The sequence below is a fragment of the Ideonella alba genome, from assembly GCF_018069875.1.
Taxonomy (GTDB): Bacteria; Pseudomonadota; Gammaproteobacteria; order Burkholderiales; family Burkholderiaceae_C; genus Ideonella; species Ideonella alba.
On record NZ_JAGQDF010000006.1, the window covers coordinates 65,706 to 82,032 of the forward strand.

The 16,327-nt window shown below is 70.7% G+C and carries 11 protein-coding genes; 2 read left to right on the forward strand and 9 right to left on the reverse strand.

Annotated elements, in window-relative coordinates:
• Positions 1-389: 389 nt before the first annotated feature.
• The 5 genes from KAK07_RS11915 to KAK07_RS11935 form a co-directional block, all read right to left on the reverse strand.
• Complete coding sequence (locus KAK07_RS11915; protein WP_210860978.1) at positions 390-917, reverse strand: hypothetical protein; 528 nt, start codon at positions 915-917, stop codon at positions 390-392.
• A 3-nt stretch (positions 918-920) separates the two neighbouring features.
• Positions 921-2,264, reverse strand: coding sequence for a hypothetical protein (locus KAK07_RS11920; protein ID WP_210860980.1), 1,344 nt, complete (start codon positions 2,262-2,264; stop codon positions 921-923).
• 13 nt (positions 2,265-2,277) lie between these two features.
• On the reverse strand, positions 2,278-3,369 hold the full coding sequence (locus tag KAK07_RS11925) for a penicillin-binding transpeptidase domain-containing protein (RefSeq protein ID WP_210860982.1): 1,092 nt from the start codon (positions 3,367-3,369) through the stop codon (positions 2,278-2,280).
• Between the two features lie 156 nt (positions 3,370-3,525).
• Positions 3,526-4,782, reverse strand: a complete 1,257-nt coding sequence (locus KAK07_RS25775; RefSeq protein ID WP_210860984.1) for a transglycosylase domain-containing protein — start codon at positions 4,780-4,782, stop codon at positions 3,526-3,528.
• 646 nt (positions 4,783-5,428) lie between these two features.
• The gene (locus KAK07_RS11935; RefSeq protein WP_210860986.1) at positions 5,429-7,345 is read right to left on the reverse strand and encodes a methyl-accepting chemotaxis protein; all 1,917 of its coding nucleotides are present in this window, start codon (positions 7,343-7,345) and stop codon (positions 5,429-5,431) included.
• 323 nt (positions 7,346-7,668) lie between these two features.
• Between KAK07_RS11935 and KAK07_RS11940 the strand changes: the two genes are divergently transcribed.
• The gene (locus KAK07_RS11940) at positions 7,669-9,228 is read left to right on the forward strand and encodes a methyl-accepting chemotaxis protein (protein ID WP_210860988.1); all 1,560 of its coding nucleotides are present in this window, start codon (positions 7,669-7,671) and stop codon (positions 9,226-9,228) included.
• Positions 9,229-9,235: 7 nt separating this feature from the next.
• On the opposite strand, the gene KAK07_RS11945 is transcribed toward KAK07_RS11940, so the two are convergent.
• The 4 genes from KAK07_RS11945 to KAK07_RS11960 form a co-directional block, all read right to left on the reverse strand.
• Positions 9,236-9,973, reverse strand: a complete 738-nt coding sequence (locus KAK07_RS11945) for a M48 family metalloprotease (protein WP_210860990.1) — start codon at positions 9,971-9,973, stop codon at positions 9,236-9,238.
• Between the two features lie 168 nt (positions 9,974-10,141).
• Positions 10,142-11,929 carry a GGDEF domain-containing protein gene (locus KAK07_RS11950; RefSeq protein ID WP_210860992.1) on the reverse strand — a complete coding sequence of 596 codons (1,788 nt, stop codon included), beginning with the start codon at positions 11,927-11,929 and terminating at the stop codon, positions 10,142-10,144.
• Positions 11,930-11,961: 32 nt separating this feature from the next.
• Positions 11,962-14,184 (reverse strand): putative bifunctional diguanylate cyclase/phosphodiesterase, encoded by a 2,223-nt coding sequence (locus KAK07_RS11955; RefSeq protein ID WP_310738718.1) that lies wholly within the window; start codon positions 14,182-14,184, stop codon positions 11,962-11,964.
• Positions 14,181-14,597: an Hpt domain-containing protein gene (locus KAK07_RS11960; RefSeq protein ID WP_210857114.1), complete on the reverse strand. Its 417-nt coding sequence runs from the start codon at positions 14,595-14,597 to the stop codon at positions 14,181-14,183. Before KAK07_RS11960 ends, KAK07_RS11955 begins: the two co-directional genes overlap by 4 nt.
• A 143-nt stretch (positions 14,598-14,740) precedes the next feature.
• Here KAK07_RS11960 and KAK07_RS11965 point away from each other — a divergent pair, with 143 nt between their 5' ends.
• The gene (locus tag KAK07_RS11965) at positions 14,741-16,321 is read left to right on the forward strand and encodes a sensor histidine kinase (RefSeq protein WP_210857115.1); all 1,581 of its coding nucleotides are present in this window, start codon (positions 14,741-14,743) and stop codon (positions 16,319-16,321) included.
• Positions 16,322-16,327 lie beyond the last annotated feature (6 nt).

Here is a 16,327-nt window from a genome sequence, read left to right on the forward strand (position 1 = left end):
GCTGATCATCAAGGCATCCTGCTCCACGACCAGTTTCATGCCTGAGCCGACGAGCGCTCACGCCAGCTGGCCCTGGCGGCAACGCGGACAGCGCGTGAGCAAGATGTCGGCGAACGCAGCCTGGCCGCGTTGCTGGCTGTCGAACAGCGTGCCATCGACCGCGACCTGACCCAGCAAGCCGGCGAGAGCACGCGCGGTAGGCCGCACGGCGTGGTCGCCGTGCCAGGCCTGGCCCGAGCACCTGCTACCTCGCGCGAAAGCGACACAGCCCAGTAACCGACCTCCGCTGCCGCGCAGGCGGCTTCAGCTGCCGCGGCTGGAAGGCAGAGGTACCGCCGCTGCACGGCTGCGCTCCCGGGACGTGCACCTTGCCTTGGCGCCAGCGGGTGCTAGATGGCAACACTCGCATGCTGCGGTACCGGCCCGCCTTCGCGGTCGCCTTCAATTAGGGCCAGGCGCAACGTCTGCGCGTAGTCGGCACGCACGGTGTAGACCTCGTAGACCAGCTGCTCACAGCGGTCGCCCAGTTGGTCGCGCACATCCATCGCGAACGGCGTCCGATCCACGTCTCGCCAGTTTGCGCTGGGCGTCTTGCAACGCAGCAGGTTGTGCGTCGCCAGCGACCGGGCGATCTTGCGTGCGCCACGTGTCTCAGGCAAGCGCGGAAGAAGCAGGTAGTCCATCTCGTCGCCCCAGCTGTGGTGGTACGGCAGCAGCGCCTCCGCCCACTCCGTCTCTCGTGCGCGAAAGCTTGGATCCGGGGCCAAGGTCACTGCACCGAACTGGCTGCTTTCCGGCGCGTCGAACACCATGGCGCCGGCGGCCACAGCCGCGCCGGCCGGCTTGGCCGCCACGCCCATTGCCATCGGCTGGGCATAGAACAGGTTGCTCAGAATCGCCGCGCCGGCGCGCACCAACCGCTACAGCCGGTTGGGCTGCGGCTGCCGCTGGCGCTGGGCCTGCAGCCAGGCAGGCAGGCTGAGCGTGAACGGCGCCTTGCCTGCGTCGCGCCGTAGCATGGCGGTAAAGAGCACGCTGAACTCGGCCAGCAGGGCCAGGAAGAAGCCCGAAGTCTCGCGCGTGAACGCGCCCTGCTTCAGGGCCTCCGCCATCAACGGGTCATCCTTGAACTGGCCCTTCCAGCCACCGGTCATCATCGAGGCCATCAGGTTCAGCCCGCGGACGATTCCACGGGTGGTGACTTCCTTGGGCTGACTCAAGTCGATCACAGGGGCCAGGCGAGGCAGCGGCGCGGTCTGGTCGAGCTGCGCCAGCTGCCGGCTGGCGACATCGATCAGGTCCAGGCGCGCTCTGTCCCCGCAACTGATCGCCGCGCCGCCCGGGTAGAGTATCTGACTGCTCTTGCGGTCGCCTAACGAGGTGACCGCCGGCCCAGCCCAACCACCTCTGGTGAGTGGCACCGTGGCCTCGATCGCACGGTTGAGCACTGCATAGGCCAGCTTGACCTGGGCGAAGTCGTCGGCCTCGGGCATCGACAGCACCGCGTTGGTGGCTTCGCGGGCTGCCTGCGTGTGCTGCTGCAGCTGACCGGCTAGGGTGCGCGCCACCTGTGCGTCGTCGGCGCGCCAGGTGCTGATCGGCCCGGGCTTTGCATTCGACTCACGTCCAGGGCAAGTGTTGCCGCCGGACGCCTCGGCCTCGCTCTTGGCCTGGGCGTTCTGGGCCCAGTCCACCATCGCCTTCTGTGCCGACTCGCCTGTGGTCACCACGCGCTGCAGTTCGGCCTGTGTGCGCTCACGCTTGGCCGCGAAGTCGCGCCGGGCCGATTCGGTCGCAGCGGTGGTGGCGTAGATCGTCGAATAGGTGAGGCTGCTGGTGATGCAGGCCAGCGCAACGGCCGAAGCGCCGGCCAGCAAGCGTGCGTGCCACTTGCCCGGGCGCAGCGCGATGTGCACCAACTGGCTAAAGCTGAAGGTCAGTACCACACCCAGGGGCACCGCCACCCACCAGCCGAAGAAGGGCTCCAGTGCACGGGCGATGGCACCCAGCAGCACCGCCAACGCAACGCCCTCGACAACACGCGCAAGCGTGAAACTGGCCGGCGCCGGCTCACCACTCGGGGCGGCGGTGGCAGCCGTAGCGTCGTGCGGCACCGAGCACTGACCGAGCTGCCCGGACGGGGTGGCCTGCCCGGCCTGCGCAGACTGTGCTTGCGGGTCCAACGGTCCGGCAGGCGACTGCGCGCCGTTGGCGGTGTGGCCAGCAGACTGACTGGCTTGGCGATCGGGTTCTTGCGTCGACATGGCAAACGTCCTTTCAGGGGTTGGGAGAGGAGCCGGAAGGTGGCAGGTGGCCGCGAGGCGGGAGACCAGCGAGCACGGTCTCGCGGATCGGCTGGATCAGCTGGGCAGGCAGCCCGGGTTGGCCCAGGGGCTGAGGCTCGCTGCCGGCCACGACGACCAGGGCCACACTGCGATCAGCCGGTTGGTAGGTCAGGCTCAGGCGGGCCTGCTGGTAGGGCCGCGTCTGGCCGGGGCCAGTGACCGGGCTGCTGACCGTACCGGTCTTGCCTGCTGCCACGCCCGTGCCCGACAGCGCCGCGAGGGTGCCGCTCGGGTGGGCCACCGGGGCCTCCAGTAGTTCGCGCAGCATCCGTTGTTGCCCAGGCTGCGGCAGCATCGCCGCCACGGCCTGCCAGGCGCCGGCGGGCTGCGGAGGCTGCACCTGCAGTAACTGCGGCGCCGCAGCGCTGGCCCGCACGCCATAGGCCACGGCAAACAGCGCCTGTCCCATGCGCAATAGGTCGGCCGGCGTGGCCACCGCCGTGCCGAACGACAAGCGGAAGGCCAGGCTGCCGCCGTCGGTCTGCAGGTCCAGCGGCAGTTCCAGGGCTTGCGCCGCCTGCGCCAGGGCGGGTTCGCCCAGGCGCCTCGCCAGGTCGAAGAACGCGAGGTTGTCACTGGTCGCCGTGGCTTCGGCCAGGGTGATGTGCTGGGCCGGCGTGCAGGCCCTGAAGCCCAGGTGCGGTCGGGTTTCGCGGCGCAGCTTGCGGCCGTCGGCCTGGGCGGCACGCGGGCAGACCAGGGTGTCAGGACCCAGGCTTCGGCGCGCCGCGGCCAGTAGCACCACCATCTTGGCCAGGCTGCCGATCTGGCGCGGCTGGCGGTAGGCCTGCAGCGTGCTCTGATGCAGCTGCACGACACCGCCGTCGTCCACCCGGGTACGCACCAGCACCAGTTCGGCCTGGGCGCTGCCGTCCGGCAAGCCCATGCAGTGGCGCGGTGCGGCGCCTGGCAGCAGGGTCACGCACAGCAGCTCGCCCAGGCGAGGGTCGGCGTCGAGCCGGCCCAGCACGGCCCGCAGCCGGGTGCGAAAGTCCAGTTGGTCCGACGCGACCAAGCTCAGCATCAGAGGGCTTCCGCCGGCCAAGTTGGCGTCATCGGCCAGAGCGGCGACATGCTGCAGCAACGGACCACCGAGCAACTCGCGACCGCGCTCCGACACATTGACCAGGCGACGTGCTGGCACCGGATCGAAGCTGTCCTGGGGCCGCAGGCCGGTGCGCTACCAGCTGGCGATCTGGTCCAGCGCCGCATCCAGCTCCGCCCCGGCCGGCAATTGGGCACGAAGCGCCACACGGGCGCGTGCCAGCGTGTGACACTGGGTCTTGGCCAGTTTCTCGGTGGGCGGCAGCGCCTGGGCGTCGGCGCCTTTTGTGGCGCGCAGCGCCTCGCAGCCACGGCTGAAGGCAACCTCAGGCACTACCGATAGAGGCCTCTGCACGAGTGAAGCCAGCACCGCCAGCATCGCAGGCGTAGCCTGCTGCAGCGGCACGCCGAACAGTACCTGCGCGCCGCTGACCGGGCCGCGGGTGGTGCCGCGCACCTGGGCGACCGGCGCGGTGTCAACAAAGGCCCGCAGCACGCCCTTCGGTCCGCCGAGCGCGCGGTGCAGGGCACAGCCCGTGCCCCATTCGCGCGCCTTTTGCACCAAGGCCTCGGGACCGAAGTCGCTGCGGCGCACGTCAGGCTCCAGCAACTGCTTAGCCAACTGGTGGGCGAAGGTGCTGCCGCCGCCGGTGCCAGTGAGCATGCGCTGGCCCAGGGACAACAAGTCCGTGCCGCACCAGTTGCGCCACGCCTCGAAGTGGCTCTTGTGCTCCAGTTCCAGAAGCAGGCGGACGTACAACGCAGGCAGCGGGGCGTGCGCCGGTACATGGCCATAGCTGGAGTGGTCCACCTCGCCGCCACCGGGCAGCGCCACGCTGTCGAACGTGGCGCCCAGCAGGCGACCTTCGGCGTCGAAGACGCCATGGCCTGCGCGCTCGGCCAGCCGCTGCAGCACCCAGACTGGGGGATGCTCCGCATAGCCGGAACTGGCAAGCACCGACGCCATCGCCAGGCCGCTGGCGGTGGCCAGTGCGCCCAACTGCCAACCGCGCCGCCACGGGGCACGACGCAGGGCGCCGAGCGCGCCGCCGACGACAGTGCGGGCCGCCTGGCGGGCAGACGCCAGCCACCCTGCGAGCAGCGAGGCGGTCAACACCCAGAAGGCCAGCAGCGCATGGGCAAGCGCCGTAACCCGCGCCCTCAGCAGCGACGCATCGCCTTGAACTCGGCTGGCGCACGCGGCCGCGCCGCCAAATGCCTGCTTCGCCGGCGTGCCAACTTTCCACAGGCTCGCATCGCGCCACGTTTGCCAGCGGCCGTGCCGGAAGCCCTGGCCCCGGCAGTTTTCCAGGCGGCGCTCGAACTTCAGGCGCTCTGGCGAGGGCTGACGCGGCCGGCGGTGGTCGTCGGGATCACGGTCAGGATCTGCCACGGTCCGGTCCTCCGGACGCCCGGTGTGCCGCTGCCGACTGGCAGCCGCCGCACCCGGGCGCCATGGGCAGATTTCACGAAGACCGGTCCGCTCGAGTCGGACATTTCTCGGCAGTCGCGACCGTACGCGCCAGGGGAGGACTGGCGCTGTCGCGGTGACCAGTTACCCGCACCTATGGAACAGCTTGGCTTCGCTGATGCCAGCTTCCCGTGCTTCAGAGGTTCGGCTGAACCAGTGTCTAGGCGACGAAGGACATGCAGACTGCTGCCGAGTCTGCCGGCCAATGTAGAGCGCGGGACGAAGCAGTCCAGCAACGCCACGAAGTTTGTCGCAGCCGACCGGGCATCGGGCGCCGCCGCGCGACTGCAGCGAGTTAAGCACCCTTCGAAAGGATCTCCGCAACTGCAAGCCGAAACGGCGATTCACCGGGCGTTCTCAAACAACTGTCTCCAGCATGTTGCGGAGACGAAAGTGCCCTAACCTATTGATCTAGTTGATTTCTACTGAGAACTTGAAAACTGGCGAGGGCGCAAGCCCTCCGTGGGTTCGAATCCCACGCCTTCCATAGCGCATGCCCGGCACGGCCCGTCCGCCGACAGCTTCAAGCCTGCGGCACGCCCGACGCCACCGACGAAGGGGCTGCGGATCAGGCCAGCTTGAACTGCTGCACGCGCTGCGCCATGCGGCGCGCCTGGTCGGCCAGAGAGGCCGCCGCGGCCGCGGTCTGTTCCACCAATGCGGCGTTCTGCTGCGTGGCCGAGTCCATCTCCTGGACCGCCGTGGTGCTTTGCCGCACGCCGCCCGCCTGCTCACTGGCGCCGCGCGCGATCTGGCCAAGCAGTTCGTTGATGCGGCGCGACTCCTGCATGATCTGCTCGATCGCCCGGCCGGACTGCGTGACCTTCTCCGAGCCCTTGCTGACCTGTTCCGTGCTGTCGATGACGAGCAGCTTGACCTCGCGCGCCGCCTCGGCCGAGCGCTGAGCCAGCCGGCGCACCTCGGCGGCCACCACCGCGAAGCCGCGTCCGGCCTCGCCGGCGCGGTTGGCCTCGACAGCGGCATTGAGCGCCAGGATGCTGGTCTGGAAGGCGATGCCGTCGATCGAGCCGATGATGTCGCTGATGCGGGCCGAGGACTGCTGGATCTGGTCCATGGTGTCGATCATCGAGCCCACCACCTGGTAGCCCTGCTGGGCCGACTGCGCGTTGCGCTCGGCCAGGGCCGAGGCCTCGCGGGCGGTCAGCGCGGTGTGCTGCACGGTGGCGGCGATCTGCTCCATCGCCGATGCCGATTCCTGCAGGCTGGCCGCCGAGCGTTCGGTGCGTGCCGACAGGTCCTGGGAGCCGGAGGAAATCTCGGCACTGGCCTCGACGATGCTGTCGGTGGCCGAGCGCACCTGCGAAACGATCTCGCGCAGGCTGGACTGCATCTGCAGCAGCGTTTTCATCAGCTGCGCGGCCTCGTCGGCGCCCCAGGGGTTGGGCTGGGTGGTCAGGTCGCCGTCACGCATCGCGTTGATGTGGAAGGCCACCTCGCGCAGGCCGCCGTCGAGCACCTTGCGAAAAGCGGTGAACAGATACACCACCATCAGCAGCGACACGCCCATCAGCGCCGCGGTGGCGTTGCGGGCCCGCTCGCTGGCGAGCACCCGCACCTCCAGCAGGCGGCCGAGTTCGTCCATCGCATGCTGGCGCAGTTCGCGGCTGGCGCGCAAGGCGGACCCCGCAGCGACCCGGAAGTCACCGGTGCCAGAGGCCGACGCCTGCGGCCCGATCTGGCCATCGACAATGCGGGCGATCTGCTCGACGCTGGCCAGCAGCCCGGCACCGTCGTCGCCCAGGCTCAGTTGGCTGTTGTAGGCCCGGGCCTTGGCCAGGTCGGCCCGCACGCCCACCGCCTGGCTGCGCAGTTCCGCCAGGCGCTCAATCAGCAGGCGCTGCTCGGCCGCACTGCGCCCGTCGGGCGGCATCGGCTGGGCCAGCACCGCCATCAGCTGGACGATGCTGTCGCTCATCGGCGCGGCGCGGAACATCGACACGTTCATCAGGTAGTAGGTGTCGATGTCCGGGTCCAGCGTCAGGTTCGAGCCGTCGGCGGCCTGGCCGATCAACGCCACCGCGGCCGACACCGCCGCTTCGGTGGCGGCTGGATCGCCGGCCGGCGCCTGGCGTACCGCGCCAGCCAGGCTGTCGAACGCGGCCTGGGTGCCCAGCGACGCCGCGTGGGTCCGCTGCTGCACCTCCAGCGCCGAGAACGTGCGGTCGATGTCGCCAGAGGCCTCGCCCGCGCCAGTCTGCCGCTGCTGCAGCGCGTCGATCAGCGCCAGGGCGCTGCGGGCGTAGTCCAGACCGACCTGCTCCTTCGCCGAGAACGCAATGCTCTGCGCCTTGTCGCCGAAGTAGTTGAAGGCCAGCACGACGATCGGCACGATGAACGCGCTGGAGATCACCAGGGCCTTGGCGCGGAAGCCAAGGCGCCGAAACAGGCGTACCCCGGGTGCCCAGACACCGTGGTATTTGAAGAAGTCGGCGATGCGCGCGTCGGAAGATGCTGACGGGTTCATGGGGCGGACGGGTGAAGGCGGGCGGCCGACAGGCCGACGCCCGGTGGGTGGGTGGGTAGGTGGTTCGACTCTAGGGAAGGTTCGGGTCGCATCTTCCCGGGCTTGCGGCCCTGTCTGTCGATCAAGTGACGGGGGAAAAGAGTGGCATTTCCGGGGCATTCCCGGTAACGCCGGCGAGGGGCTGGGCGTCTGTGCGCCGTGGCGGGGCCCGGGCTGGCGCCTTAACAAGGCAGCCATTCCCCACCATCTCCGACCATGGCCACGGCCGCGATGGCAGGAAGATCGGGCGATACACCCACCCCCATGCCTGCCCGAGGCCCACCATGCGTTTCTCGACCTTTCGCTCCCGCTTGCTGGCCAATCTGCTGGTTGTCAACGCCTGCGTGATCCTGCTGGGCGCCTGCGCCTTCTTCTTCCTGGGTGACCTGGGCGGCCGGCTGGAGCAGTTCACCCAGGGCATCTACCACCGCCTGGAGGTGGCCAACCGGCTGCAGGAGTCGGCACTGGCGCGGGCGATTGCCGTGCGCAACCTGGCCCTGCTGTCCGACGCCAGCCAGCGACAGCAGCAGGTCGACGAGTTCCAGCGCCGGCAGAAGGACACGACCGACGCGCTGGCCGAGCTGCAACGGGCCATCCAGTTGCCGGGCGTGTCGCCCGAGGCGCGCGAGAAGGTCGCCGCGATCGCCAGCGTCGAGGCGCGCTACGCGCCGGTGGCCGCCGAGATCGTCAAGATGCTGCAGGACGGCCAGCGCGACGCCGCGATCGCCCGCATCGATGCGGTCTGCACCCCCACGCTGACCCAGCTGGGCGGCGCGATCCACGACTACATGACCCTGACCGCCACCCGCACCCGCAGCTTCGTGGCAGACACCGAGCAGACCACCGAGGTCGAGCGTGTGATCATGCTGGCCCTGGCCCTGGGAGCCGCCGCCCTGGCCGCGCTGATGGGCTACTTGCTGCGCCAGAACGTGCGCCGCACGCTGGGCGCCGAACCCGAGGAACTGCGCGAGTGCCTGACCCGGATGGCCGGCGGCGACCTGTCCACGGCCCACGACCGCGGCGCCCACGCCGAGCACAGCGTGCTGGCCGCGATGGCCCGCATGCAGCAGCAGATGGGCCAGGTGGTGCGCGAGGTGCGCGTGGCCAGCGATTCCATCGCCACCGGCTCCACCGAGATCGCCAGCGGCAACGCCGACCTGTCGCGCCGCACCGAGCAGCAGGCCTCGAACCTGCAGCAGACGGCCTCGGCGATGGAGCAGATGACCCGCGCGGTACAGCAGAACGCCGAAGCGGCCCACACCGCCACCGGCCTGGCTGGTTCGGTCAGCGATGCGGCCAGCAGCGGCAGCGAGGTGATGGGCCGGGTCATCGAGACCATGTCCGAGATCTCGCGCAGCTCGGCCAAGATCGGCGAGATCATCGGCGTGATCGACGGCATTGCCTTCCAGACCAACATCCTGGCACTGAACGCGGCGGTGGAAGCCGCGCGCGCCGGCGAGCAGGGCCGCGGCTTCGCGGTGGTGGCCGCCGAAGTGCGCTCACTGGCGCAGCGCTCGGCCGACGCGGCCAAGGAGATCAAGGCACTGATCTCGGCCAGCACCGAGCGGGTCGACGCCGGCGCCGAGCTGGTGACCGAAGCCGGTCAGCGAGTGGGCAACATCGTCGCCGAGGTGCGCCGCGTGGCCGACCTGATCCAGGAGATGGGCCATTCGGCCCAGGAACAGTCCAGCGGCATTGCCCAGGTCTCGGCCTCGGTCACCTCGCTGGATCAGACCACCCAGCAGAACGCCGCGCTGGCCGAGGAGTCGGCAGCCGCCGCCGAGAGCCTGAAGGCACAGTCGGGCCGACTGGCGTCGGCGGTGCAGTTCTTCAACGTGGGCTGAGCCGCGCTCAGCGCCCCGAGCCGGCGCCGTCCCCGCGCCAGCTGACCTGCATCAGGCGGAACTGCTCGGGCACCGGCTGACCGGTCAGCTCGTTCTCGAGCATGCGCAGCTGCAGCAGGCGCCGGCGTGTGCCGGGGTGGGTGGGTGAGTCGATCATCAGGCCCTGGCGCAGCAGCAGCCCCACCGCATCCTCGACTCCCAGCTCCAGCGGCCGCGCCAGGCGGTAGCCCCAGGCGTCGGCCTCGAACTCGTGGCGCCAGCTCAGCGCGCTGCCCTCCTGGCCCAGCACGCCAGCCACCGGGTCGGTCAGTTCGCGGCGCACCGCGGCCGGCACGTGCTGGTGGTACAGGCCCGCCAGCGCGTTCCAGTGGCCCAGCGCCTGGTGGCCCAGTTCGTGGGCCAGCATCAGCAGGCGCTCGCGCTCGGGCAGTTCGCCCACGGCCGGGCTGACCGCCACCGCACGGCGGCCGAACAGGCTCTCGGCGTACAGGTCGCCGCCCACCAGCACCAGCTCCACGTCAGCCAATTGGGGCGCCAGGGCCTTCAGGCGCTCGAAACTGGTGCGCAGGTTCTGCACCGACTCGGGGGATGGGTTCAGCGCCGGGCCCCGTTCGGCCAGGCGCTGGGCCTGGGAGCGCAGCAGCACCTGCTCGATCGTCTCCCCGGCCCGGGCCCCGGGCGCTGCCAGGCCGAGCAGCGCGGCCATCACGACGGACATCATGGCGGGCAGGAAAGGACGGGGCATGGGGACCTCCTGGGGTGCAGTCGGCAGCGGCTCACGCATCTTGACCGCTGGTCCATAACCCTGTTCGCATCAAGTGTGCCAGCCCCGGCGACCGGCACCGGCGGCCGGGGTGCCTCTTGGCCCTGCCCGTCCGTCGCCCGTCAGCACCGGCCCGGCTGGCGCGTGGTCTCAGGCGATGCAGGTGCGGTTCTTGCCGGTGCGCTTGGCCTCGTAGAGGGCCTCGTCGGCGCGCTCCAGCGCCGCTTCAAGCGCCTCGCCGGGGCGGTAGGCGGTGACGCCGGCGGAGAAGGTCACGAACACCTCCTGGCCGTCGTGCATGAACAGGCTGGCGCTGAGTTCGCGCTGCAGGCGGGTCAGCACCCGGGCGGCCTCGTCCACCGCGGTGCCGGGCAGCAGCACGACGAACTCCTCGCCACCGAAGCGCGCCATGCCATCCACCGGTCGCAGCGAGGCGCGCACGTGCCGCGCCAGCGCCACCAGGGCCTGGTCGCCAGCGGCGTGGCCCAGGCTGTCGTTCAGGCGCTTGAAGTTGTCGATGTCCAGCAGCCCCACGGCCAGCTCGCCACCGTCGCGCTGCAGGCGCGACTGCTCCTGCTCGAACTGGGCCACCAGGCCGCGGCGGTTGGCCACCTGGGTGAGCTGGTCGGTGGCCACCTCGTCGGACAGGCGGCGCAGCTCCTGTTCCAGCTCACGCACCTTGGTTTCCAGCAGCGTGGCGCGCGCATGCTCGTCATGCAGCCGGCCGCGCGTGCTGCTGACCAGGGCGTGGACGCTGCGGCTTTCGTCAACCATCTCGCGCACCACGCCGGCCAGGCTTTCCAGCGAGTCGGCCCGCTCGATCGTCTGGGCGTAGCGCAGCATGCCGTCCTGGAAGCGGCCGGTGTGCTCGTCGAGCTCACCCAGCTCGGCCAGCATGCGCTGGATCAGGTCCTTCAGCGCCTGGCGCGCCAGGTCGCGTTCGCCGCGCAGGCTGCGCTGGCGCTCGCGGGTGCGTGCCAGCAGGCCGCTGGCGGCCTGCACCGCACGCGCACTGGGGGCTTCGTCCAGCGTCAGTTGCAGACTCTGCAGCTGGCCCTGGACCCAGCTGTCGTCTTCGGCCAGTTCGGCCAGGCCGCCGGCCAGTTCGCGGCTCAGGCGGTGCACCTGGTCCAGCAGGTGGTGGCGGTGCGCCAGCAGACGGCGGGCGCGCTGGCAGGCTTCGCCGATCTCGGCGGCCAGCGCCGGGCTGGGGCCTTCGGCGGCAATGCGGTCGGCCAGACCGGCCAGTTCATCGGCCAGCGCGCGGGCGCGCGGTGAATCGTCGGGCAGGGCCACCAGCAGCGCGCCGTGCAGCGGCTCGACCAGACGCGGCCAGTGGTCGGGCTCGGTGCCCGGACGGGTGGCGTCGGCGGCAGCGGGCTCGCTGCTGTGCGCCACCGGGGGGAGCTCATCGGCCGACGGCGCATCGGCAGCGGTGTCGTCGCCGGCCTCGGCGGGCAGCGGCTCGTCGCTGTCCCAGGCGCTGACCAGCTGGCGCAGGCGGTGCAGCAGGCGCGCGCTGTCGCTGCTGGAGGACTCCAGCACGCGCTGCAGGCTGTCCTTCTTGCGCGCCAGCGTCCAGTGCTTGCCGCCGCGCTCCAGGCCGCGTGCCAGGCGCTCGACCAGCTGCGCCCAGGCGCGCGCCTGGGCCAGCGCGCTGTCGCCCTGGCGATCCAGCAGGCGCAGCGCCTCGTCCCATTGCGAGCGACCCAGCGCCCGGCCCAGTTCGGTGCGCGCGGCAGGGTCCTCGCAGGCGCGCGCGGCCAGGCGCTCCATCAGGCCGCGGGCCCGTGGCGGCAGCGTGCCGGCGGCCTCGCCGGACTCCTCGGCCCAGGCCTTGGCATAGTTTTCGGGGGTGGGTTCCAGCTTGGCCAGGGCCAGGCGGCGCAGCGCGGCCTTGGCGATCTGGGCCGGGGTCAGGGGCTCGGCGGCGGCCATCGGCAGGGGGTCAGGAAGCGCAGTGCGCGGGATCAGGCCGAGACGGTCTGGCCTTCGTCGTCCTCGGGCACCTCGGCCATCGGGGCGAGCTGGAAGTCGCGCAGCCAGGGGCCCAGCGAGGCCCCATCGACCGGCCGGCTGAACAGGTAGCCCTGCATCGTCGTGCAGCCCTGGCGGTGCAGGATGTGGGCCTGGGCCTGGGTCTCGACGCCTTCGGCGATGACGCTCAGCCCCAGCGCGCGCGCCAGCGCGACGATGGTGGTGATGACCGCCTTGCCCTTGTGCGTGACACCCAGGTTCTGCACGAAGGAGCGGTCGATCTTGAGTTCGGAGATGGGCAGCGTGGTCAGGTAGGCCAGCGAGGAGTAGCCGGTGCCGAAGTCATCGACCGAGATCCGCACGCCCAGCTCGTTGAGCTCCCGCAGCGTCGGCAGGATGGCGTCGATGTTGGTCATCAGGGTGCCTTCCGTCAGCTCGAGGAGCAGGCGGTCGGGTCGCAGCCCGTGAACCCCGACCGAGCTGGTCACCAGCTCCAGCAGGTCGCTGCGGTGGAACATGCGGCTGGGCATGTTCACCGCGACGCCGCCCAGGTAGCCGTACTCGTCCTGCCAGGCGCGCACCTGGCGGGTGGCCTCGCGCAGCGCCCATTCGGTCATCGGCACGATCAGGCCGGTTTCCTCGGCCAGCGGGATGAAATCGGCCGGCGAGACCAGGCGATCCGGCCGCTGCCAGCGCATCAGCGCCTCGACCCCGACGACGCAGCCCTTGGCCACGTCGATCTTGGGCTGGTAGTACAGGCGCAGCTCGTCGCGCTCGATCGCCTTGTGCAGCGCAGTCTCCAGCTCCAGCATCTCGGGGCCGCGGCCGGCCAGGCTGGGACCGTAGGTGACGCAGTTGTTGCGGCCGGCGGTCTTGGCGGCGTACATCGCCACGTCGGCGTTGCGCATCAGGTCGGTGACGTTCTCGCCGTCGCGCGGGTAGAGTGCGATGCCGATGCTGGCGGTGGCGAAGCACTCCTGGCCCGAGACATACAGCGGCTCGCGCAGCGCATCGAGGATGCGGCGGCCGACCCGCTCGGCATCGGACACGTCATGGACCTCGGGCAGCAGCGCCACGAACTCGTCGCCGCCCAGCCGGGCCACGCCCTCGAGCTGGCGGTGCGAGCGGTTGCCCACGGTCTCGACCACCACCAGGTCATTGAACTGGTCGCAGTGGCGCACGCAGGCGCGCAGGCGGGCCGAGACCTCGATCAGCAACTCGTCGCCGGCAAAGTGGCCCAGGGTGTCGTTGATGTTCTTGAACCGGTCCAGGTCGATCATCAGCAGCGCCACCAGGTGGCCGCGGTCGCGGGCCACCTCGAGCGCACGCTCGGCGCGGATCATCAGCTGGCGGCGGTTGGGCAGCGTGGTCAGCGCGTCGGTGCTGGCCAGGCGGCGGATGCTGTCCTCGGCATGCCGGCGGTCGGTCACGTCCTGGACGATGCCGCGGTAGCCGATGCACTGGCCCAGGTCGCCGAACTCGGGTTCGGCCTCGACGTGGATCACCCGGTCGCGCCCGTCCGGCAGGTGCATCGGGATGTCGTTGGCGATGACATTGACGTTGCGCAGCACCAGGCGCAGCTGGCGGAACAACGCCACCCGGTCGGCGGTGTCCAGCATGTGCAGGATCTCGCGCAGCGACAGGTGTTCCTCGGGGCCGTAGCCGAACACCCGCAAGGCCTGCTCGGACAGCTCCAGGCCGCTGCCCAGCGGCAGGTCGGGGCTGTACCACCAGTCGAAGCTGCCCATGCGCGCCAGGTACTGGGCGCGGGCGAGGTTGGACTTGCTGCGCTCCAACTCGCGGTTGGTGCGGGCGGTGCGCAGCATGTAGTGCAGCCGCTGGGTCAGCAGGCTCCACTGGTTGGACTTGACGAAGAAATCGGTGGCCCCCGCCTGGAACGCACGCTGCACCGAGGCGTCGTCCTCCAGGCCGGTCAGCATCAGCACCGGGACATGCTCGAAGCCGTAGTAGCTGCGCATCTCGCGGCAGGTGTCGAAGCCGTCCAGGCCCGGCATGATCGCGTCGAGCACGACCAGGTCGGGCACCCAGCCGCTGACCATGCGCAAAGCGTCATTGCCATTGGTGGCCTCGACGATGTCGAACTCGGCCGACAGCGCGGCGCGCGTCAGCATCAGGTTGACCTCGTCGTCGTCGACCAGCAGCACCCGCGGCCGGTCCGGCGGGTGGATGCCGGGGATCTGATGGCGCTGGCTCACCGCGCGGCCTCCGCAGCCAAGGTCCATTCGACGCGGCGACGAATCCCCTCGGCATCAGCGGCCAGCACGGCCAGCCTCTGGTCCATGCCGGGGCTGTCCAGGCCGTGGGCGACCAGATCGCGCTCGATCTCGGCGCACAGCTGGCCGAAGGGCTCGGCACCGATCTGCAGCGAGGAGGACTTCAGCGAGTGGACCACCATGCGCAACGCCGCGGTGTCACCGCGACCGCGGGCGGCCTGGATCTCGGGCAGGTAGCGGTCGAGCGAGCCGAGGTAGGTCTTGAGCACGCGCAGCACGAACATCGAGCCGCCGGCCGGATCGAGCGACCGCAGCACCGCCAGCGCCTCGTGGCGCAACGGGGGCGCGCTTGCGGCATCCAGGGCTGCGGACAAAGGGGGCAAGGAGGTCGACATCAGCGGGCAATATACATGGCAAGCATGCGTCCAGCCCGGGCCCGGGTCAACCTGGAAATGGGCGGCCTGACGGTCGTTTTACGCAGGACCGGACCGGGCAGCGGACTGTCAGCGCCTCACGCAGGCTCTTTACAATCGGTCGCATGAGTCCGCCGCCGCGCCCCACCGCACTGCCCGGCAGGTCGCTGACCTGGGCGGCTGTCGCCCTGGTCCTGGCGGGCCTGCTGTGGCCCTGGGCGCCCTGGGGCGGCAGCGAGGCGCGGGTGGGTGACCCCAGCGGTCCCTGGGCCTGGCTGCCGATGCTGGCCTTTGGCGCTGCCTGCGGGCTGGCCGGCCTGCTGTGGGGCCGCCAGCACGCCGAGCGTCAGCTCAGCGAGCAGCGCCAGGCGCTGCAGCGCACCGAACAGCTGATCGACGCCTGGTACTGGGAAACCGACCCCAGCCACCACCTGACACTGTGGCGGCCGCCGCCCGAAGCGCCCTCGGCCGACTGGGCCGAGACCCTGCCCGCCGGCCTGACCCTGGGCCAGCGCTTCCGGCTCGACCACCCGGGCGCCCTGGAGGCCCGGCTGGACAGCCATGCCGCGCTGCTGGATGTGCGGGTCATGCGCCAGGATGGCGAGCACCCCGAACCCTGGTCGCTGCGGGCCGTGCCGCGCTACGGTGCCGATGGCTGCTTTGCCGGCTACCTGGGCTGTGCCAGGCCGCTGTCGCAGCTGGAGCAGCGCGCCTTCGACCAGGCCGCGCTGGCCAGCCTGCTGCCCGGCCTGGGCGTGGCCGCGCTGGTGCTGCGCGAAGGCGCCCAGGGCTGGGCGGTCGAGGCGCTCAGCGACGAAGCCGCCAAGCTGCTGCAGCTGGAGCCGGCGGCGGCCCGCGGCCGCGACTGGCCCAGCGTGCGCCAGGCGCTGCCCGCACCGCTGGCCGACGCCGCCGCGCAGCTGGATCCCGGCGCGTCCTGCGCCGCCGGTGACTGGACGCTGGACGTGCACGGCTTCGAGCATGGCCAGGTGATGCTGCTGCGCGGCGCCGCGCGGGCCACCGAGGCCACGGTCAGCGCGGCCGAGCACGAGTCCTTCACCTATTCGGTCTCGCACGACCTGCGCGCGCCGATCCGCGTGGTCGATGGTTTTGCCCGCATCCTGAAGGAGGACTACGGCCGCTTCCTCGACCGCATCGGCAACGACCACCTTGACCGCGTGCTGGCCGCTGCGGCCCGCATGAACGCGATGATCGACGCCTTGCTGGCGCTGTCACGCCTGCAGTCGCAGCCGCTGCAGCGCCGCCCGGTCGACCTGTCGCAGCTGGTGACCTACATCCTGGACGACCTCAAGCGCGAGCATCCGGAGCGCGTCACCGAGCTGCAGATCGAGTCGGGCATCGTGGTCGATGGCGACCCCACGCTGCTGCGCATCGCGATGGACAACCTCATCGGCAACGCCTGGAAGTACAGCAGCCAGGCGCCGACCACCCACATCGAGTTCCGCCGCGAATCGCGTGACGGCCAGGCGGTGTACGTGGTCGCCGACCGCGGCGCCGGCTTCGACATGCGCTTCGCCGACCGCCTGTTCGGCGTGTTCCAGCGCCTGCACAGCCCCAAGGACTTCCAGGGCACCGGCGTGGGCCTGGCCTCGGTCAAGCGCATCCTGCGGCGCCATGGCGGTGACATCTGGGCCGAGTCGGAGGTGGGCCAGGGGGCCCGCTTCTACTTCACGATCGGCGGCTAGATGTGA

Coding starts and splice junctions, on each gene's coding strand:
- KAK07_RS11965 (WP_210857115.1), top strand. CDS start 14,741: ATGAGTCCGCCGCCGCGCCCCACCGCACTGCCCGGCAGGTCGCTGACC.
- KAK07_RS11950 (WP_210860992.1), bottom strand. CDS start 11,929: ATGGCCGCCGCCGAGCCCCTGACCCCGGCCCAGATCGCCAAGGCCGCG.
- KAK07_RS11945 (WP_210860990.1), bottom strand. CDS start 9,973: ATGCCCCGTCCTTTCCTGCCCGCCATGATGTCCGTCGTGATGGCCGCG.
- KAK07_RS11960 (WP_210857114.1), bottom strand. CDS start 14,597: ATGTCGACCTCCTTGCCCCCTTTGTCCGCAGCCCTGGATGCCGCAAGC.
- KAK07_RS11940 (WP_210860988.1), top strand. CDS start 7,669: ATGCGTTTCTCGACCTTTCGCTCCCGCTTGCTGGCCAATCTGCTGGTT.
- KAK07_RS11935 (WP_210860986.1), bottom strand. CDS start 7,345: ATGAACCCGTCAGCATCTTCCGACGCGCGCATCGCCGACTTCTTCAAA.
- KAK07_RS11920 (WP_210860980.1), bottom strand. CDS start 2,264: ATGTCGACGCAAGAACCCGATCGCCAAGCCAGTCAGTCTGCTGGCCAC.
- KAK07_RS11925 (WP_210860982.1), bottom strand. CDS start 3,369: ATGCTGAGCTTGGTCGCGTCGGACCAACTGGACTTTCGCACCCGGCTG.